Annotated in this window: 17 protein-coding genes; 10 read left to right on the top strand and 7 right to left on the bottom strand. The window is 59.3% G+C overall.

What is annotated here, in order from left to right; genetic code table 11:
* Positions 1-57: 57 nt before the first annotated feature.
* From ACFPN9_RS13170 to ACFPN9_RS13145, 6 genes are all read right to left on the bottom strand, one after another.
* A complete protein-coding gene (locus tag ACFPN9_RS13170; RefSeq protein WP_068203668.1) occupies positions 58-417 on the bottom strand; it encodes a hypothetical protein in 360 nt (119 codons plus the stop codon).
* The gene (locus ACFPN9_RS13165) at positions 414-827 is read right to left on the bottom strand and encodes a hypothetical protein (protein WP_156451679.1); all 414 of its coding nucleotides are present in this window, start codon (positions 825-827) and stop codon (positions 414-416) included. The genes ACFPN9_RS13170 and ACFPN9_RS13165 overlap by 4 nt, the downstream gene beginning before the upstream one ends.
* A 53-nt stretch (positions 828-880) precedes the next feature.
* Positions 881-1,585: a hypothetical protein gene (locus tag ACFPN9_RS13160; RefSeq protein ID WP_377817174.1), complete on the bottom strand. Its 705-nt coding sequence runs from the start codon at positions 1,583-1,585 to the stop codon at positions 881-883.
* Between the two features lie 126 nt (positions 1,586-1,711).
* Positions 1,712-1,843 (bottom strand): hypothetical protein, encoded by a 132-nt coding sequence (locus ACFPN9_RS13155; RefSeq protein WP_377817173.1) that lies wholly within the window; start codon positions 1,841-1,843, stop codon positions 1,712-1,714.
* 7 nt (positions 1,844-1,850) lie between these two features.
* Positions 1,851-5,285: a hypothetical protein gene (locus ACFPN9_RS13150; RefSeq protein ID WP_377817172.1), complete on the bottom strand. Its 3,435-nt coding sequence runs from the start codon at positions 5,283-5,285 to the stop codon at positions 1,851-1,853.
* Entirely contained in the window at positions 5,282-5,617 is a 336-nt protein-coding gene (locus ACFPN9_RS13145; protein ID WP_068078591.1) for a hypothetical protein, read from the bottom strand. The genes ACFPN9_RS13150 and ACFPN9_RS13145 overlap by 4 nt, the downstream gene beginning before the upstream one ends.
* Before the next feature lie 103 nt (positions 5,618-5,720).
* On the opposite strand from ACFPN9_RS13145, the gene ACFPN9_RS13140 reads away from it, so the two are divergent.
* The 8 genes from ACFPN9_RS13140 to recD2 all read left to right on the top strand — a co-directional run bounded on the left by ACFPN9_RS13140 (position 5,721) and on the right by recD2 (position 13,243).
* Positions 5,721-6,185, top strand: coding sequence for a hypothetical protein (locus ACFPN9_RS13140; protein ID WP_156451680.1), 465 nt, complete (start codon positions 5,721-5,723; stop codon positions 6,183-6,185).
* A gap of 77 nt (positions 6,186-6,262) precedes the next feature.
* Positions 6,263-8,413, top strand: coding sequence for an ATP-binding protein (locus ACFPN9_RS13135; RefSeq protein WP_377817171.1), 2,151 nt, complete (start codon positions 6,263-6,265; stop codon positions 8,411-8,413).
* 192 nt (positions 8,414-8,605) lie between these two features.
* On the top strand, positions 8,606-9,439 hold the full coding sequence (locus tag ACFPN9_RS13130; protein ID WP_377817170.1) for a hypothetical protein: 834 nt from the start codon (positions 8,606-8,608) through the stop codon (positions 9,437-9,439).
* 37 nt (positions 9,440-9,476) lie between these two features.
* Positions 9,477-9,821 carry a DUF2958 domain-containing protein gene (locus ACFPN9_RS13125; protein WP_068203686.1) on the top strand — a complete coding sequence of 115 codons (345 nt, stop codon included), beginning with the start codon at positions 9,477-9,479 and terminating at the stop codon, positions 9,819-9,821.
* A gap of 21 nt (positions 9,822-9,842) precedes the next feature.
* Positions 9,843-10,187 (top strand): hypothetical protein, encoded by a 345-nt coding sequence (locus ACFPN9_RS13120; protein ID WP_377817169.1) that lies wholly within the window; start codon positions 9,843-9,845, stop codon positions 10,185-10,187.
* A complete protein-coding gene (locus ACFPN9_RS13115; protein WP_377817168.1) occupies positions 10,184-10,474 on the top strand; it encodes a hypothetical protein in 291 nt (96 codons plus the stop codon). The genes ACFPN9_RS13120 and ACFPN9_RS13115 overlap by 4 nt, the downstream gene beginning before the upstream one ends.
* 55 nt (positions 10,475-10,529) lie before the next feature.
* Positions 10,530-10,853: a hypothetical protein gene (locus tag ACFPN9_RS13110; protein WP_068203690.1), complete on the top strand. Its 324-nt coding sequence runs from the start codon at positions 10,530-10,532 to the stop codon at positions 10,851-10,853.
* Positions 10,854-10,873: 20 nt separating this feature from the next.
* On the top strand, positions 10,874-13,243 hold the full coding sequence (gene recD2, locus ACFPN9_RS13105; RefSeq protein ID WP_377817167.1) for an SF1B family DNA helicase RecD2: 2,370 nt from the start codon (positions 10,874-10,876) through the stop codon (positions 13,241-13,243).
* Positions 13,244-13,273: 30 nt separating this feature from the next.
* Here recD2 and ACFPN9_RS13100 read toward each other — a convergent pair whose 3' ends face one another.
* Entirely contained in the window at positions 13,274-14,062 is a 789-nt protein-coding gene (locus tag ACFPN9_RS13100) for a pilus assembly protein N-terminal domain-containing protein (protein ID WP_377817166.1), read from the bottom strand.
* A gap of 256 nt (positions 14,063-14,318) precedes the next feature.
* On the opposite strand from ACFPN9_RS13100, the gene ACFPN9_RS13095 reads away from it, so the two are divergent.
* Both ACFPN9_RS13095 and ACFPN9_RS13090 read left to right on the top strand, forming a co-directional pair.
* Entirely contained in the window at positions 14,319-14,504 is a 186-nt protein-coding gene (locus ACFPN9_RS13095; protein ID WP_068076085.1) for a Flp family type IVb pilin, read from the top strand.
* A gap of 343 nt (positions 14,505-14,847) precedes the next feature.
* Positions 14,848-15,660 carry a hypothetical protein gene (locus ACFPN9_RS13090; protein WP_377817165.1) on the top strand — a complete coding sequence of 271 codons (813 nt, stop codon included), beginning with the start codon at positions 14,848-14,850 and terminating at the stop codon, positions 15,658-15,660.
* The last annotated feature ends 23 nt before the right edge of the window (positions 15,661-15,683 follow it).

Below are 15,683 nucleotides of genomic sequence, written 5' to 3'. Positions count from 1 at the left end.
CTTGAAATGCTGATTTATGAAAATGACGGCGAGCGGCAAAACCGCATATATCGCTAATTAAACCAATTTCCGGCAAGTCGCCATGAAATTCTGGATGCCCTCGATACGGAGATTTTCGAGAGAATAACGGTCGTCGATCAACAGCACGTCGACCAGCATCTGACCAGCAAGAGCTGGAACCATGAACCCGTTGACGCGGTCTGAGTCTGCAACGACGACACGCCTTCTGCTCTGCCCCTCAGTCGCGCAGTGATAGAAGTAAAGCGACATGCTCGATCCCGTGAGATCGAGATACAGGATTGCGTCCTTATAGTCCGACTTCTCGACCGGCTTTCCCCACGCGATGAGATAAAATCGGCCATTTGGGCGACATACGACGTCGACCTCTGAACGTATTGTGGGATAGGGGCTGATCATGCGAACGCCCCATCGCCGGCGCTCGCCGCAATCCCAGGCGTCGCAGACGCACGAGAATGCCCCTCTTTGCGCATTTCTGCCTTATGCAGAGCGATCTTATGCCGCTCCAGTCCGTTGAGAACACCGCGATCGCGGCCGTCCTGGACGACTTTGTCGGGGATCGACTTGATGACGGAGGGCTTGGAGATCTTCGCTGCGACCAAGGTCGCCATCGTATCCGAAAATAGCCCCTTAATTTCGCGGGGATTGAATATTCCAAATCGCTCCGCTGCCCGCGGCTTCGCATCCTGAATCAGGGGCGCCGCAACCGTGGAAAACTCCTCGGGTTTTTCGGCAGATGCTGCGCGTTCTCGCAGAATGAGGACCAAACGGTCTGATAGCTTCTCAATATTCGCTTCGTTATGAATCATGCTGAAACCAAAGAAAGAGGGCGGGCATCTCTGCCCGCCCTCTTATACTGCACTCAGCGCTCTTTGGAAACCGATTGGGTCTGAGACTTCAGCCTCTCGGATCGCGCGATGTAGTTCTCGTTCATCTTGACGACCGCGTCGGCGATGTACGGTGCGATCTTCGGAGACTTGTCGAGCCGCTGCAGCAGTTCGTCCTTGTCGACGAAGGCATAGTAGGCCTTGTCGTCTTTCCTCACGAGCGCCTTGATGCCCGTGAGCGGAACGCTCTTGGTGCCGCCGTTCTCGCCTGGCTGCCGGGCCGTGTTGCGAAGCATGGCGATGTTGTCCTTGTCCGCAAGGAACTGCCGCCCACGATCGAGCATCAGCGTCCGGAATGCGGCCTGCTGGATCACCGGATTGTCCATCTTGGCCTTCAGCGGCACGGTGAACGACTGAAACCGACCGTTCTCGCCACGCGTGACCTCGCCGCCGTCGAACTTGACCGGATCGTCCTTGCCCATCTTGCCCTCTTTCACGAGGCGATCGACAACCTGGCCGAGAGCGGCGCCGTCGATCGGGAGCTGCTGCGCCTTCCAGAAGAAGTCGCCCTTCTCGTTGAGCGTCGGAACCCGGATGTCAGGGAGCGCGATGCCAATGCGGTTGTTGTAGTCGCGCATCTCCGAAATTGTCTTCTTGGCCGCCTCGAGGCGCTCGGCCTGAGCAGCGGCGCGATCCTCGGCGCGCGAGGGGGCGGAATTCGACGCGTTCGTATCGGTCATTTTAAATCCCTTTTTCTTTGCCGCGAATATTGCCTGCTGGAAGCGAAAATAGCGCCTAATCCGACCGCGTCGCTTCCGATAATGAAATTATATCAGGCGCAAAAGAGGGCTGACAACTGGGTCCGTTCAAAAACTACGAATAAGACGACGCTGCTCGATAGGTGCCGCATCGTAGTCACCGCGCAGCGACGTGAGCGCGGTCCAGATCAACAGCGCGACCAGCCCCGCGCTGGTCGCGTACCAAATCAACTTGCCCATGGCCCGCTTAGAACCCGAGCGCCCGACCAGCCGCGCTGTCGAGCTCGGACGGCCCGAAAAGCCGCGCGGGATCGTTCATCGCTTCGTCGATCGAGAACACGCAGCCATGGCTCAAGCGACCGACTTCGCCGGCGACCATCACAATGCGCAAGCGCGTCACCCCCTCGTCGCTAAAGCCCTGCGAATTTCTCACGGACGCGCAGAGCTTCAAGAGGTCGATTTCCATCGCCCCGTCACCTGTCGCGAGCTTGGTTCCGTCGACCACCTGCCACGACATCCCATGCCCGTGGACGAGGACCACAGCCATCTCTCCGCCCGCCACCGGCGCCTTCAGCCTCGAAGAGCCCACCAGTGACATGCGACCATCGCGCTCGACCAACTGGCGAGCGGCGCTGACGAGAGCATCCATGACCGGCAACTTCCTCGCGGCGTCCTCGCACTCGTGAAGGAGGCGATCGCGCTCAGCCAGGTCAGACGTCAATGCAGCGACGCTCAGGTTGAGCCGCTCGAGCTGAGTGGCCTCTTCGCGATTGCGCAGCACCGTCCGCTCGATCTCGTCCTGGTTTCGAACGATGGCCTCATAACGCGCACCGAGATCCTCCTGACGTGTCTTGATGATCGACGGAATTTCGGCCCGCAGCTGCGGCCTCCGTTTCAGCTCGTCGAGCAGCACCCTGATCTCCAGGAGGCCGCGATACTGCAGCTCCATCAGCATCGGATGCATGGGGTGCTTTTCAGGCGCCTCGCCCGAACGAACGCCCTCGTCGATGATCATGAGGTCGATCGGCTCAATGAGCTTCCCAATGCTGATGAAGCGCGAGAGCGCTTCCTGTGCAGACGCCGGCATACGGCTGGCGAGCAAACGGCTCACGCCAACGTTCACCGAGGCGCCGGGCGAACCGCGCGGCACAGAGTCGACGAGCCCCCCTTCGACCAGCAGGTTCAGGTCTTGCCGGCCCGCGAACGCGAAGTCGTATTCAGCTCGATCAAGGAGCGCCATGAAATCCTGCGCCATCCCCGCGAGCTGCGGGAAGACGATCTGCAGATCCTCCATGAATGCGCCCAGACCGCGATAGGCGGTCACCGCCGCAAGGTCCGAGAAGCCATCTTTCAGACGCTGCTCCATGTCCCCGACCATCTTCGACACCAGGTCGTGGAACAGCAGGAACACGATCTTTCGGTTCGCGTCCTGCGCAGACTGGAACCCCCAGCGCTCGAGAGTGACGTCCGAGCCAGCGCTGATGATCCCCTTGATAAGCGCGACCTCATCCGCCGAGAAATTCTCGTCGTCCTTGGACAAAATCGATGACATCTGCCGAAGCGCGTTCCGGCGCGTCGACGGCGAAGGCGCGTACTCCTTCAAGCGACGAAGCGTGTAATCGACTTCCTGATCGTCTGGCCGCTCCCGACCGCGCTCATCGAGAACGCGATCGATATCGTGCACGGGAAGAGGCTCGATCGCGAGCCACTCCTTCAGACGAACAAATTCCGCGTCATCGGCAATCGAGACTGCTGCGACGGCGCTTGCGGCCACGGGGTTCTCCTGCGCAGTGGCGGTGGTAACTTCAGGCAGTTCAGCAAGCATTTCGGTTGGCTCTTTTGCCGCGTTCTCGGAGGTGGCTGGCGCCTGGAAATCGTCGTCGACGGCGGCCCCCTCTTGAGGCGCCCTCTCATCGACCTCGGACGCGTTGGGATCGGGCTCCGGCGCATCGCTGTGAGCCTCATCTGAGGGAGCTGCGCCGTCCGTGACATCGCTCACCAGAGGGAGTGGCGCATCTTCACTTGCCGCATCAGAAGCACTCGGGAGCACGGCATCCTCGACCGGCTCGACAAGATCAGGCACCTCGAAGGCCTGATCGGATGTTGTTGGATCCGCCTCGCTCTCCGTCTGCACGACGGCGGGGTCAATCTCTGGCTCGACTGGATCGGAAGAGCCATCGTCAAACGCTGTGGCCGCCAGGAAGCCAGACCGCAGTTCGAGGAGATCGCGTCCGTCTTCAGTCTCGTAAAGCGCCGTCTCGATGCTCTCGTCGATAAGCGGAAGAAGCCGCCCCGCAAACTCGCTTTCAAGACGATCATCGGCCTTGAGCCGCTTGAAAACAGCAATCACCCTCATCGCCTTGGAGGCAGTGACGCGCACAGCCACCTCTTCCGACGACTCGGGCATCTCGTCCGCGATCTCGAACTGTGCGACAGGGCTTTCGACGACCTCCGGTTCACTCAAATCCGCGATAGGCTGAACCGAGCCAAAAACCTCGGCCTCAACGTCGATGTCCGCCGCGCCAGCAGCGATCGCATCAACCATTCCCTCGGCGGATAGATCGTCGGGATCTTCCTCGTCGACGAACTCGACAGACTCGACGCCCAAGAAAACCGGGACTGCCACGGGATCTACGGGTGCCGCAGTTGCAATCGGCTCCTCATCCAAATCCGGTGCCTGGCTTGGATCATAGAGGTGGCGCAGAAGCCCATAGGGGTCATCGCCATCTTCGAATTCGTCCTCGCTCGATCCCGCAAACAGGGCGTGAAGGTCCCGCTGTGGAATGCCCTCCCTGAGATCGAGGGACGCGTGGGGCCAAGGCCGGTCATCACCGAGCGCCGCATTGATCTCAGCTTGTGCTCGAGACACGTCCTCAGCGTCGAAAATTTTCGTTTCATTCGAGCCGACCGAAATGATCCGCTCAGCCGACTGGAACGCGGACGCTGCAACCGGGGCTTCCACCTCACGGATGACCGATGCAACCCGGACCGCTTGCACTCTCTCGGGTGAAGACGAGTGCCGCTCAGCAGAAACGATTACGGTATCTTTTGCGCTTTTGACCACCATCCCCTTGAGTTGGTCCAAAGCGATTCGAAAAAATGCGCTCACAATCAGAGCTCCGAGAAATAAAAAAATACGGATAAAAAATGTGCCCTCACCTAACATGAATTTCGATGGGAGGGCTATTAAAATCCATGAAATGAAAAATAGCCGTATATTTCGAGCATTGCCGCGGCTGATCGACAACTCAAGCCGCAGCGCACCGGCCCGCGGGAACGCAAGAGATAATGCGACCGCCGTAAAGCATGACAGCGGCAGCCACCATCCGATCACCTCATTTGCTGTCCATTTGCGCGCGAGGTGAACCCAAGATCCCGGGTCGACAGCCAAAAAGCCAGTGCCCAGCCAAATCAGAACGCACCAAGCGCCGGCAACCGCGCCGCCCCAGATAGCAACGGCCCGCGGGAACATAACCGCCTGAGCGATGCCAACAGCCACGAGCGGCACGATAAACCACTGCGACATGGCCGCGAGCAACGCCAGGGCGAAAACGCTCGGTGCCCAAAGCCAGTCGTTTCGTGCGATCGTATCGAAACCCGGCGCCCTCTGTAGCGCCGGGAGCAACCGTTCAAGCGCAGCCTTCCAAAAATGGAGAGCCGACGCCAAAGACGATGGGATCATTCAAACTCGCGCCCGTCCGAGCCCCGCCCCCGCTCCCGACCTGTGCGCTGGCGGTCGAAATCGCTCTTTGCGATCTGGTGCGTCGAGCGCTCAAAGCCCGGGTAAGTGATCGGATCGAGCCCCTTCTCGGCCGCAACCCCAATTGCAGCGCCAAGCTTCATGCTCTGCGACTTGCCGGATTCCGGAGCTTCCGGATGACCGATTTCTTTGCCGGTCAGCATCTCTTGCATGCCCTTCGAAGCGTTGGACAAGCCGTCCTTTGCGAGGTTTGAGAATTTATCGAACACACCACGTGCATCGTCCAGGCCGATGCCACCGCTCTGATCATCCATATGTGAACCTCTGATTTTCACGCCGACGCAAACACGATCACCGTTGCGAATTCGGCTTATGATAGAATATCAGACCACTCTCTCATTGGCAGCAATTTTTAATATGACGAAAATCGAAACCGGCAGCAGGCCGAACGAAAATTCTAAGCCGAGAATTTTCTCCACCGACTTGCTCACAATAATTCGGGCCCAAAAGCTGGCCCCTTCTGAGTGGCCCGGGCCGGTCTATCACGAAGGGCAAATCTATATGTCCGTGCAGGTCATGCTCAAGGCATTCCGCCTTGCGCAAATAAGCCCGCCTGACCATGTGCATGCCGCCAAAGCATCGAATGTGTCGGCGGATGCGGAGAGCATTCTGGGTTTCATTTTTCCGGACGGCCTCCCAAGTTTCGACAGCATCCCGCCGGAGACGTCAAAAGCGCTTCATGCGCTCATCGCTGCCGCGCACAAGATTTCCACTGCCCCCGGAATGCAACGGCTGGTGTCCGATCGGGATACGATTGTCGTACTCGATGAAAAGAGCTTCAATAGTAATGTTGTCTCAGGGCTCAAAGAGTTGTCCCTCTAGGTCCACTATATTTTAAATCCCAAATTCAACCTTCATGCGCCGCGTCCCAACGCGGCGCATTTTTTTAGAAGCCTATCATGATCGCAGAAGAAGTTCGCCTCGCATATGCCGCTCGCATGATCGACCGATTGATGCTGCAGGGCAAAAACGACGTCGCTTTCTCCATCCTGAACTACGCCATAAAGAACGGTCCCTATTTCGGCGTTCGCAAGCCAACAATCGAGGAGCGCAAGCACATCAATGCGCTCAAGCACGGCTCGGCATCGTTCCCGTACCTCACGACGATCCGCGCGATCGCCGGCGACAAGTTTCGGGAGCCGACCTGGGATCTGATGATCACTGCGGAATACCTCTCAGCGCTACTCTCGGACCATGGCCCGGAAGCCCTGAAACTGGTCGCATTGGCCGTCGCGGACACTCACGTCCAGAACCTGCTGCTCATCGCCGACGCAGGCGCAGCAAGCGAGACGCCGGTGGACGCCGTTCCGCTATCCGGCATCGCTCTTGCCGCCTATGAAGAGGGGGCCGTCACCCCAGACGTCGCCAAAGCCGACATCCTATCTGGTCAGGCTTATCTCGAGGCCTTGCTGATCGAGCCGCGCCATCTTTGCAAAGATGGGGAAACCCAAAGCTTGAGCGGCATCTACAGCGAATGCCAGGCGTCGGAAGGATCTAACGCCACCGCCGCGCCCATCAATGCAGTGCGGTTGGCCCCAAAACTGGCCCAGGCCCTTCGGGGCGAACTCGCGCCCTCCTATGATCGCACCCCTGACGCGGTCATTGCGCCGCCCCAGGACAGCATTCTCAGGCCGCTGGCCGAAACGCTCAAGCTTGCCCAAAGCAAAGACGTCAACGGACTGCACTTCGCTATCCGTGACAAAAATCCGAGGCACGGTCTGAAGGTCGTTCACCGCTTCCTCGCGGACTCTGGGACCAAGCCCGTCATCGCCCTTGCCTCCGACGTCAACGATCTCCTGTCCGACATCGTTGCGCACCAGGTGATTTGCCTTCTGCACGCAAACGGCGGCGCGCTCCCGCCGCTGGTCATCGTCGACCATTTCGATCTGCTTGGCGCCCACGAGGACATTCAGCAGGTGGATATCGGCGTCGACGAACACACACCGTCGATCCAGCAGGTTTTCGACACGATCACGATGACCCCGCAGAAGACAATCCTGCGCGACAAGGCAGACGCTCTCCTCTCGCCAGTCATCTGGATCATCGCGGACGCGCGGCCGATCAGCGAGGAACTGATCGGGACGCTCTCGGAAATCGTCAATCTACCGACCGACGAGCTCACCGAGAAAGCCAACGCAATCATCGCCATGGGCGAACGGCATGGCTTCGTCATCGACGAGGCGACAAGCCGGAGCGTTGCCGCCTGCGTCACAAACGTCGAGGACGTCGACGGCGTCATCAAGCTGGCAGCGTTGCGTGACTCGACTGAGGACCTGGTTCGCCGCTGCAAGAAGCTTCTCGCCGGCTCGAAAACGAACCAAGCGATCCCAACGCAGGCGCCAGATCGCTTCGATCTCAGCTACGTCCGCTCTCCAAAGAGCATCCCTGAATTCATCGAGAAACTGGTGCCGCTGCGCGACAAGCCGATCGGCGTTCTGCTGCATGGCGAGCCTGGGACCAGCAAGACAAGCGTCGCGCGCCACATCGCGGAGCGAATGGGCATGAAGGTGCTCAGCAAGCGGTACTCCGAGATCTCCGGGTGGCGGGTCAGCGACACCGAGAAGGGGATCAGCCGCGTCTTTCAGCAGGCCGTCGCCGAGGACGCCTTTCTGATCCTCGACGAGTGCGACTCTATTCTCCGATCGCGCGATCTCGCGATGAACCAGTGGGAGAAGTCCGCGGTCAACGAAGCGCTGACCTGCATGGATAACCACCCGCTGCCGTTCGCGTGCACCACGAACTATATCAAGGAGCTCGATCCCGCCGTTCTGCGTCGGTTCAGGCACCGGCTGGAGCTGATCGGCATGGACGCCTCCCGCGCTCGCCTGGCGTGGGCAAATGTGCTCCAGCTTCCTCCTGAACAGTTCCCCGATGATGGTTCGCTCGAAAATCTCACCATTGCTGATTTCGCTCTGGTAGCGAACCAGATGGACGACCTCGGAGATCGAACAGCTAAATTCGCGATAAACGCCCTGGCGGCCGAAAAGGCCGTTAAAAATCCAAGGACGTCGGCGCCCATTGGATTTCTCGCTAATCGCGAACGCATCTGAATCGCGCTCGCAACGACCGCTTTACCAATGCCGGGGGAAACTCAGAAAATCCCCCGGCAGGCGCTCATCAACGCTTCCTAAGGCCGAAAAAACACCCTAGAATGCGCGCACTTAATCGCTTGCCAATTTTTTTGCTTCGACACGAAAGCCGCAGCTATGCATGTTTCATTTGCTCCCCCCGCTGACGCGGGCGTGATCACGCGCGCTGCCGGCGCAGATTTTACGGCGAATTTTCTGACCCCCGAATTTTCAATCTCAGACCGCCTTTTCGAATTCGCGAAGAGCGGCCTTTCCATGAAAGAGGCGACCGAGAAGCTGGGGCTATCCCGCAATCGGACGATCTTCCTCTGTCTCAAGATGGGCGTCGATCTGGGCGGGGCGGCAGCTCGCAATGAAGCCGAGCTCGCGGCGCCAACTGGAGGTCGGAACTTCCAGACCAGCGAGGTCAGCGTTCTCCGCGATCTCATCATCCGGCAGGGATGTTCGCTCGAGACCGCCGCCCGGATCATGACCATCATGGTCCACGACATGGTCAGCGCCGACGAGGTGCTGAACGCCTGCCTTCAGCACAAAATCGAGTCGTCTTCGGTTCGCAACGCAGCCCTGAAGCCCAAAGTCATTGCTCTCGCTGCTGCCGCCGCCCACAAGACCCCCGTCGAAAGCGCGCAAGCCTCCCCCGTCGAGAAGTTGCCGTTCTCGGCACCTGCTCCGGCTCCCGAGTATCGGCCGCTGCGTCTTCGACTCTTCGAAATCGCCGACGACCAGTGCCACAATCTGGCAGGCCGCGACGAGGAGGGCGTCACAGTATACTGCGGGCTCCCCCGCTATCGGACTCGTCAGTATTGCAAGGTCTGCCACAACCGGCTCCTCGTCGAACCGACGCCCATCAAGGGCATCTCCCTCAAGAAGCGCACCTCCGCCCCGGTCGCAGCTCCGAAGCAGATCGCCAAGCCGGCGGCCCCCAAGCCGGTCAACCGGTACCGCGAGTACGCCATGGCGCTGGAATCGCGATTGCGCATGGGGTAATGTCGCCTAAGGCGATGCCTCAGGAATATTTTCGATTATGATCACCATCACCGACATTGATCGGCAGCAACTGCTCAAGAACGGGCAGGAAGCAAAGGCCGTAAAGAACTTTGATCCTCGGCCCGTTCTGAAACTGTTCGCGCCCTGGAGCAACATGACTTGGCTCATTTCGGAAATGAGCCCGGATGACAATAACGTCCTGTTTGGCCTCGCCGACCTCGGCAACGGCGCGCCAGAAGTCGGCGTCATTCTTCTGAGCGATCTGTCCTCGATGGAAGGGCCCGGTGGGCTCAATGTCGAGGCTGATCGCTTTTTCACACCCACAGCGACATTGAATCAATACGCCAGCGAGGCCTCGCTCGCTGGCAAAATCATTCTCTGAAACGTCATAGCGAGATTTCCAATGCCGCGTATTTTTGCCATCGCCGCGACCGCGGCGATGCTTGCCGGCTGCGCGGGTGATCACCAGTCAATCACCACGACCAGCCCCGGCAAGTGCTTCTACGATTCCAACCGCAACCAGCAGGTTTGCTCGAACGCCCTCGCATATGAGGGCGAAGCTGCATCCGAGAGGCGAGCTTACCGATACCCCATCGGACACCCCTGGATCCCGTTCACCAGCTACGTTTTCGGAGACAGCTCGCGCAAATCGACCGCCTACAAGTACGGGTATGACGCGCGCTTTGAATCAGGCTTCAGGTCGCCGACGCGGTTCGACACAACCCTTTCCCGCGGAGATCGCCAGTGAAGAGGCCCTATCTCGCTCTCGTCGCGATTATCCTGTCCGGATGCGGGGCGAAATACGACGGAACGGCCATTCCCGTTCTTCAGCCGGTTCCGAACGCGCCTGGTCGCTATTTCGACCAAGGAGTGTCGGCATGGCATTATGTCCATGTACCGGGCGAACCCGAAGTGGTGAGCCAGCCACTGCGGCCGCCGACAACCCGCCCACAGAGCCGCAACGCGGCATGCCCGGCCGATATCAGCCGTGAGGTCTGCCGAGACTGGATCCGCAACGGGCGGCGAAACAGGTGAGGCCGGAACCAAGCGCTCCTCGCCCCTCCTCGTTTATGTCTTTCCGGATGCGCTGATGACCCTGGTTCTTCGAGCTCTGGAGAGGGACGTAAAGGCCACCCTGGCGGAATTCGTACTCTGCCATGATCGCGACGAAGCAGAGGCTTTGATGGTTGCCTTTGAAGGTGCCGGAGTCGACTTTGTCGATCTGATTAGCGATCCGCATTTTTATCTTCAAATCGGAAAGCGTCCCGACGCGAAAGGAATGGTTCGGGTCGGCCGAGGCAGGGTTCAGCAGAAGACCGCCAGCGCGGTAATAGACGCCATCATCGCGTCAGCGCGGCATTCTCGGGATAACAATGTCACTTTGGCCCTGGTGGACCTTGAGACGATAAATTAAAGCCCAGGAATTCGACTAAGATGCGGAATGAAGCTGCGCCCGCAGAAACCATCTCTATTCGCGGCCGTGTGGACTCGATTCGTCACCGCAATGACGAATCGGGTTTTTCCGTTTTTGTCGTCAAAAACTCCTTGGATAAGGCCTCCTACATTTGCAGCGGCGTATCCAGCCCCCTGAAAGTCGGAGAAACGGCGCACGTTGCGGGCAAAATCGTCAACCATCCGAAATTTGGCCAGCAGGTAAAGATCACCGGCGTCACCATCACACCGCCCGAGACCCAGAAAGATATCGAGAATTATCTGGCTTCAGGCTTCATCAAGGGAATTGGGCCTGAAACCGCGCGCCAGATCGTCGGTAAATTCGGCGCCGACGCGCTTCTGATCATCAATCATCATCCGGAGAAAATTCGGACGGTGAAGGGCATCGGGAAAAAGCGAGCGGACCTTATTCTCTCCGCGTGGGAAACTCACCGCGAAATCTCTTCGATCATGCAGTTCCTGAATGAGCGCAATGTCGGCGCCCAGCGGGCCTATTCCATCTACAAGGCCTACAAGGACAAGCCTGGCGGCGCGTTCCGGGTCATGTCCGAGAACCCGTACCAGCTGACGTCGGACGTTCGCGGCATCGGCTTCAAACTCGCAGATCAGATCGCATCCACTCTCGACTTCAAGAGGGACGATCCGCGGCGCCTGCGCGCGGGCGTCAACCACGTCCTGGAGACGGAAACGAGCAAGGGCCATTGCGGGCTGCCGTTCCTCGAATTCATCGATCGCTCCGCCGAACTCCTCGAGGCCAACCGCGCCGCCGTCGAACGGATCGTCCATGAGGAGCTCGAGGCCAATCGCATCCTGTCAGACACCATCGGCACGACCTGGTGTGTCTTCACCAGGCGAATGCACGAAGCAGAGGGGATCATTGCGGAACGGCTCAAGATCCTTCGAGGTGGACGGGTTCCGTGGTCCGTTGGCTCTGTCGACAAGGAAATCGCCGCGGTCGAGGCTCAGACGAAACGAAGCCTGTCGTCCAGCCAGCGAGAAGCGATCAAAACCGCAATCCAGAACAAGGTCTGCATCATCACCGGCGGCCCCGGCGTTGGCAAAACCACAACGCTCGACACGCTGCTTCGCGTCTTATTCCGCCATATTGGCCCAGACGCGATCAAGCTTGCCGCACCTACAGGTCGCGCAGCAAAACGGATGGCAGAACAGACCGGCCTTCCAGCCATGACGGTGCACCGCCTCATTGGGTTCGGACGTCGTGAGGAGGGCGACCAAGATGAGGCCGCGGACCCAAAGGACGGCGACGACAAGAAGCAGCGGAAAAAGGAGGATCACCTCAAGGGCGCCAAGCTGCTGGTGCTCGATGAAGCCAGCATGCTCGATGTCCGCCTCTTCCAGTCGCTGCTGGATAAGATTGCCAAGAGCGCTTCAGAGGGCGTTGAGGCACCGGCGCTCATTCTGGTTGGCGACGTTGACCAGATCCCCTCCGTCGGAGCCGGAGCTGTCCTTCGTGACCTGATTGAATCAGGCGCCCTCCCCGTGGCCAGGCTGGACCAGATCTTTCGACAGGCTGCCTCCAGCCGCATCATATCGAACGCGCACCGCATCAATCAGGGCGCATTGCCTGAGAATCTTCCGAACGGGCAGGCGTCCGATTTCTATCTCTGGCCCTACGAGGAGCCAGGATCGATGCATGCGGGCAAAACGCTGACACAGGCGCTCGCCCTCGAGCTCGTGGAAATCGCCACGAAGCGAATGCCAGCGAGCCTGGGCCTCAACCCGCTCACCGACATCCAGATCCTTGCCCCGATGCGGCTCGGCGATCTCGGCACGATCGCCCTGAACAAGGCGATGCAAGCCGCGCTTAACCCGCTCACGCCGGGCGCGCCGGCCGTCACCTGGAACGATTGGCAGTTCCGCGTTGGCGACAAATGCATGCAAACGACCAATAATTACGACAAGAATGTTTTCAACGGCGACTCCGGTTTCGTTGTGGCAATCACCCCGGAGGAAAAGAAACTCGACGTCCGGTTCGATCAAGAGATCGTCAGCTATGCTTTCGACGAACTCGACCAATTGCAGGCGTCTTACGCCATCACGATCCACAAATCGCAGGGTTCTGAGTATCCTGCCGTCATCATACCCATGGTCAATTCCCATTACATGATGCTCGCCCGCAATCTATTATACACCGGCGTCACGCGGGGAAAATCAATGGTGGTCGTGATCGGTCAAAGGGACGCGATCCGTCGGGCCGTGAAGAACGACAATCCCAATCGCCGTTGGACCCGATTGAGAGAGCTCATGGCAAACCCTGGCTTCAGGAGCTACTCGGTGAAGCCAGAGACGCCGCTTCCGCGATTTGGAACCACACAGGCAGTGTTGGTCTAAAGAAAAGGGCCCCGAAGGGCCCTTAAATCCTCAGCGTCGCGGCTGGGCTGGTGCAGGTGCCGGGGCAGACCCGGCGCCCTGCTGGCCGTATCGCTGCTGCGCTTGGCTTGATGCTTCGCTGAAGAATGTCGGTGTCGTTCCGACATGGACCATCGGCATGCATCGGGGCGTGCAGGAGTACGCCTCCTTCGTTTCACCCTTCTGGACCGTGACCACGCCAGCACGCGGGGGGCCGACCTGAATAAGGGTCTCGCCCGCCACGCGGCCCTCCTCGTCGATCAGCACGAGATTGGTGCTGCCGTAGGACTTGCCGGTGATGACCAGCATGCCCTTTCCCTCCGAGGCGATGTCTGCGATCGCCGGGTTGCCCAGGATCATCGTCCTGATCTTGTCGGGCGCGCGGACCACCAGCGCTTGATCCATGACGACTGAAACCGTCTCACGCTTGGGGCGCGCGATCGGTAGTGACGCCGCGCCCGAGCTCACGGTGGAGCTGCCTGACGCTTCCTGCGAATGGGATGAAACGGCGCCGAAGGTCGAAAGGCCAGCGGCGAGCAAAAGGGCGCAAATCTTCATAAAACAAAATGCCTTAAATTGGGGGCGACGACCGGTTGTACATTTTCTCGGCCGAAAGCTCAAACAAAATGAGGATAAAATGGCGCTCTCATAAATCGCGCTTGACGCATCGAGTGCGCCGCACGTACAAGAGCGACACCGGCAAGCCGGGTTTTCAAAAGTCGACATATTGCCCGTTTGGGCGCCGAAATAGTCAGTCGCACCGTGCTTTAGCGCGCCTGCGAAGCCGTTTTCAGTATCCATACGTCAAAGCTGTTCATTTGAGAATTTTGGGGCGCTCGAGTTTCGGGCGCCCCATTTTTTTGCCCGATTTAACGTTGGATATTTTTCGACAGAATGTCGCAGCGAATTTTGACAGAAAGTCGCACTAACCGATTTTAGCGCGAATTACGTTGACCCTCGGAATCGCTCCAACTAAACCTAACTTCAGTCGCAGCGAACAACTGCCGGCGACACGGTAACTGACTTCCACCCACGGTTTGCAAAGAAAGATTTCCCAATGACCAAGATGCTCAAGAAGGTTCTGAAGGACGAGTCCGGCGCCACCGCCATCGAGTACGGTCTGATCGCTGGCGTCGTCGCTGTCGGCCTCATCGGCGCGCTCACCACGCTCCGCGGCAACCTGACCACCGGTTTCGGCAACGTCGGCACCGCGATCACCAACGCCACCGCCGCGAACCCCTGATCCGACCTTCTTCCAGGCAACGAGGCCCCGGGTAACTCCGGGGCCTTTTTGTTTGTGCACGTGCTCGATCTGCTTCCGTCTGATATTTCCCGATTATCAAATCTCCCGATTTAGGGTACATATCGCGGACGGCATTTTTGTCTGTTTTTTGAATTTCTGAAAATCGAAGAGTCTGGGTTTAATCCCTCAAAGGGAATTTTTGATGAGATCGGCTCGCGCCCTAGGCTTTGCTGCGTGCACAGCCCTTTTTGGCACACTCATTCTCACCTCGAGCCAAGGGGTTGAGAGCACCACAGCGCCTTATGTGTCGGAGCCGCGGCCCGACGCTGCGCCGGCACCAATCATGATCGGCACGCCCATCTTCTATGATGGCCCCATGGCGGGTCGCTATCCGAATGCGTCTTGGCTGCGCGAGATCAACTCAGCGCTGGCCAATCGCGGCTTTCAGCACGTCGAAAGCTGCCTGCAGCGAGTGCGGTCGGATTCATTTGCGTATCTGGTCGGCTGCGACGGCCGCTTCAAATTCGTCAGCGACATGTATCGGGCTGCCGCCTCCATGAGCCCGCCGATCGAGGTCGCCGCGGAACCGGAGCCCCAAGTCGTCAAAGCGCGCGCTCCCGGCGAAAAAATACCAGACATCGTCGACAGCACGGTGCCGCTTCGCATCAAAACGTATGGCGCGGCGCACGAAATGGCCGCCGCTGCGTCGCGTCACGACGTGCCGATCTATGGTCGCCCGGCGAGCGAGCCTTTCGTTGATCCAGCTCTCTCCGCTGCCGTCCCTCGCGTCGCAAACCGCAGCGCGGTCCCGCAGCTCCTGCATCCGTCTGGCCCGGTTACCGACCCGCTGCCGAGCGTCGCTTCAGCAAGCGCGCCAGCACCACGGCCCAGCGTGTCCGGGACGCCCACGCCGGCTGCGCGCCCCAAGATCGTGACGGTCGAGACCCCTGAAAAGGTCGATCGCCCTCGTCTCGCCGATTTCACCCCAGGGGCAGCCGCGGCTCCACCCTCGGAAAAGGTTGATCAGCCGCCCGCCCCGGCAGCCAGCAAGGCGGCGAAGCCCGTGAAGGCGGAGAAGCGGGCGTCCGCGAAATCTCGACAGGCTGGAAAGATCGAACCGGAAAAGACGAAAATGGCGTCATCACCCGACGCCTAATTTCTTCGGCTTTTATGCGCATT

Origin of the sequence: Allobosea massiliensis (assembly GCF_042655245.1) — a bacterium.
Taxonomy (GTDB): domain Bacteria; phylum Pseudomonadota; class Alphaproteobacteria; order Rhizobiales; family Beijerinckiaceae; genus Allobosea; species Allobosea massiliensis.
Note: the sequence above shows the minus strand (reverse complement) of the source record. Positions and strands in the feature narration are given on the sequence as shown.

Coding starts and splice junctions, on each gene's coding strand:
- ACFPN9_RS13140 (WP_156451680.1), top strand. CDS start 5,721: ATGACGAAAATCGAAACCGGCAGCAGGCCGAACGAAAATTCTAAGCCG.
- ACFPN9_RS13110 (WP_068203690.1), top strand. CDS start 10,530: ATGACCCTGGTTCTTCGAGCTCTGGAGAGGGACGTAAAGGCCACCCTG.
- ACFPN9_RS13135 (WP_377817171.1), top strand. CDS start 6,263: ATGATCGCAGAAGAAGTTCGCCTCGCATATGCCGCTCGCATGATCGAC.
- ACFPN9_RS13090 (WP_377817165.1), top strand. CDS start 14,848: ATGATCGGCACGCCCATCTTCTATGATGGCCCCATGGCGGGTCGCTAT.
- ACFPN9_RS13150 (WP_377817172.1), bottom strand. CDS start 5,285: ATGATCCCATCGTCTTTGGCGTCGGCTCTCCATTTTTGGAAGGCTGCG.
- ACFPN9_RS13095 (WP_068076085.1), top strand. CDS start 14,319: ATGACCAAGATGCTCAAGAAGGTTCTGAAGGACGAGTCCGGCGCCACC.
- ACFPN9_RS13125 (WP_068203686.1), top strand. CDS start 9,477: ATGATCACCATCACCGACATTGATCGGCAGCAACTGCTCAAGAACGGG.
- ACFPN9_RS13165 (WP_156451679.1), bottom strand. CDS start 827: ATGATTCATAACGAAGCGAATATTGAGAAGCTATCAGACCGTTTGGTC.
- recD2 (WP_377817167.1), top strand. CDS start 10,874: ATGCGGAATGAAGCTGCGCCCGCAGAAACCATCTCTATTCGCGGCCGT.
- ACFPN9_RS13160 (WP_377817174.1), bottom strand. CDS start 1,585: ATGACCGATACGAACGCGTCGAATTCCGCCCCCTCGCGCGCCGAGGAT.
- ACFPN9_RS13120 (WP_377817169.1), top strand. CDS start 9,843: ATGCCGCGTATTTTTGCCATCGCCGCGACCGCGGCGATGCTTGCCGGC.
- ACFPN9_RS13100 (WP_377817166.1), bottom strand. CDS start 14,062: ATGGATACTGAAAACGGCTTCGCAGGCGCGCTAAAGCACGGTGCGACT.
- ACFPN9_RS13170 (WP_068203668.1), bottom strand. CDS start 417: ATGATCAGCCCCTATCCCACAATACGTTCAGAGGTCGACGTCGTATGT.
- ACFPN9_RS13145 (WP_068078591.1), bottom strand. CDS start 5,617: ATGGATGATCAGAGCGGTGGCATCGGCCTGGACGATGCACGTGGTGTG.
- ACFPN9_RS13155 (WP_377817173.1), bottom strand. CDS start 1,843: ATGGGCAAGTTGATTTGGTACGCGACCAGCGCGGGGCTGGTCGCGCTG.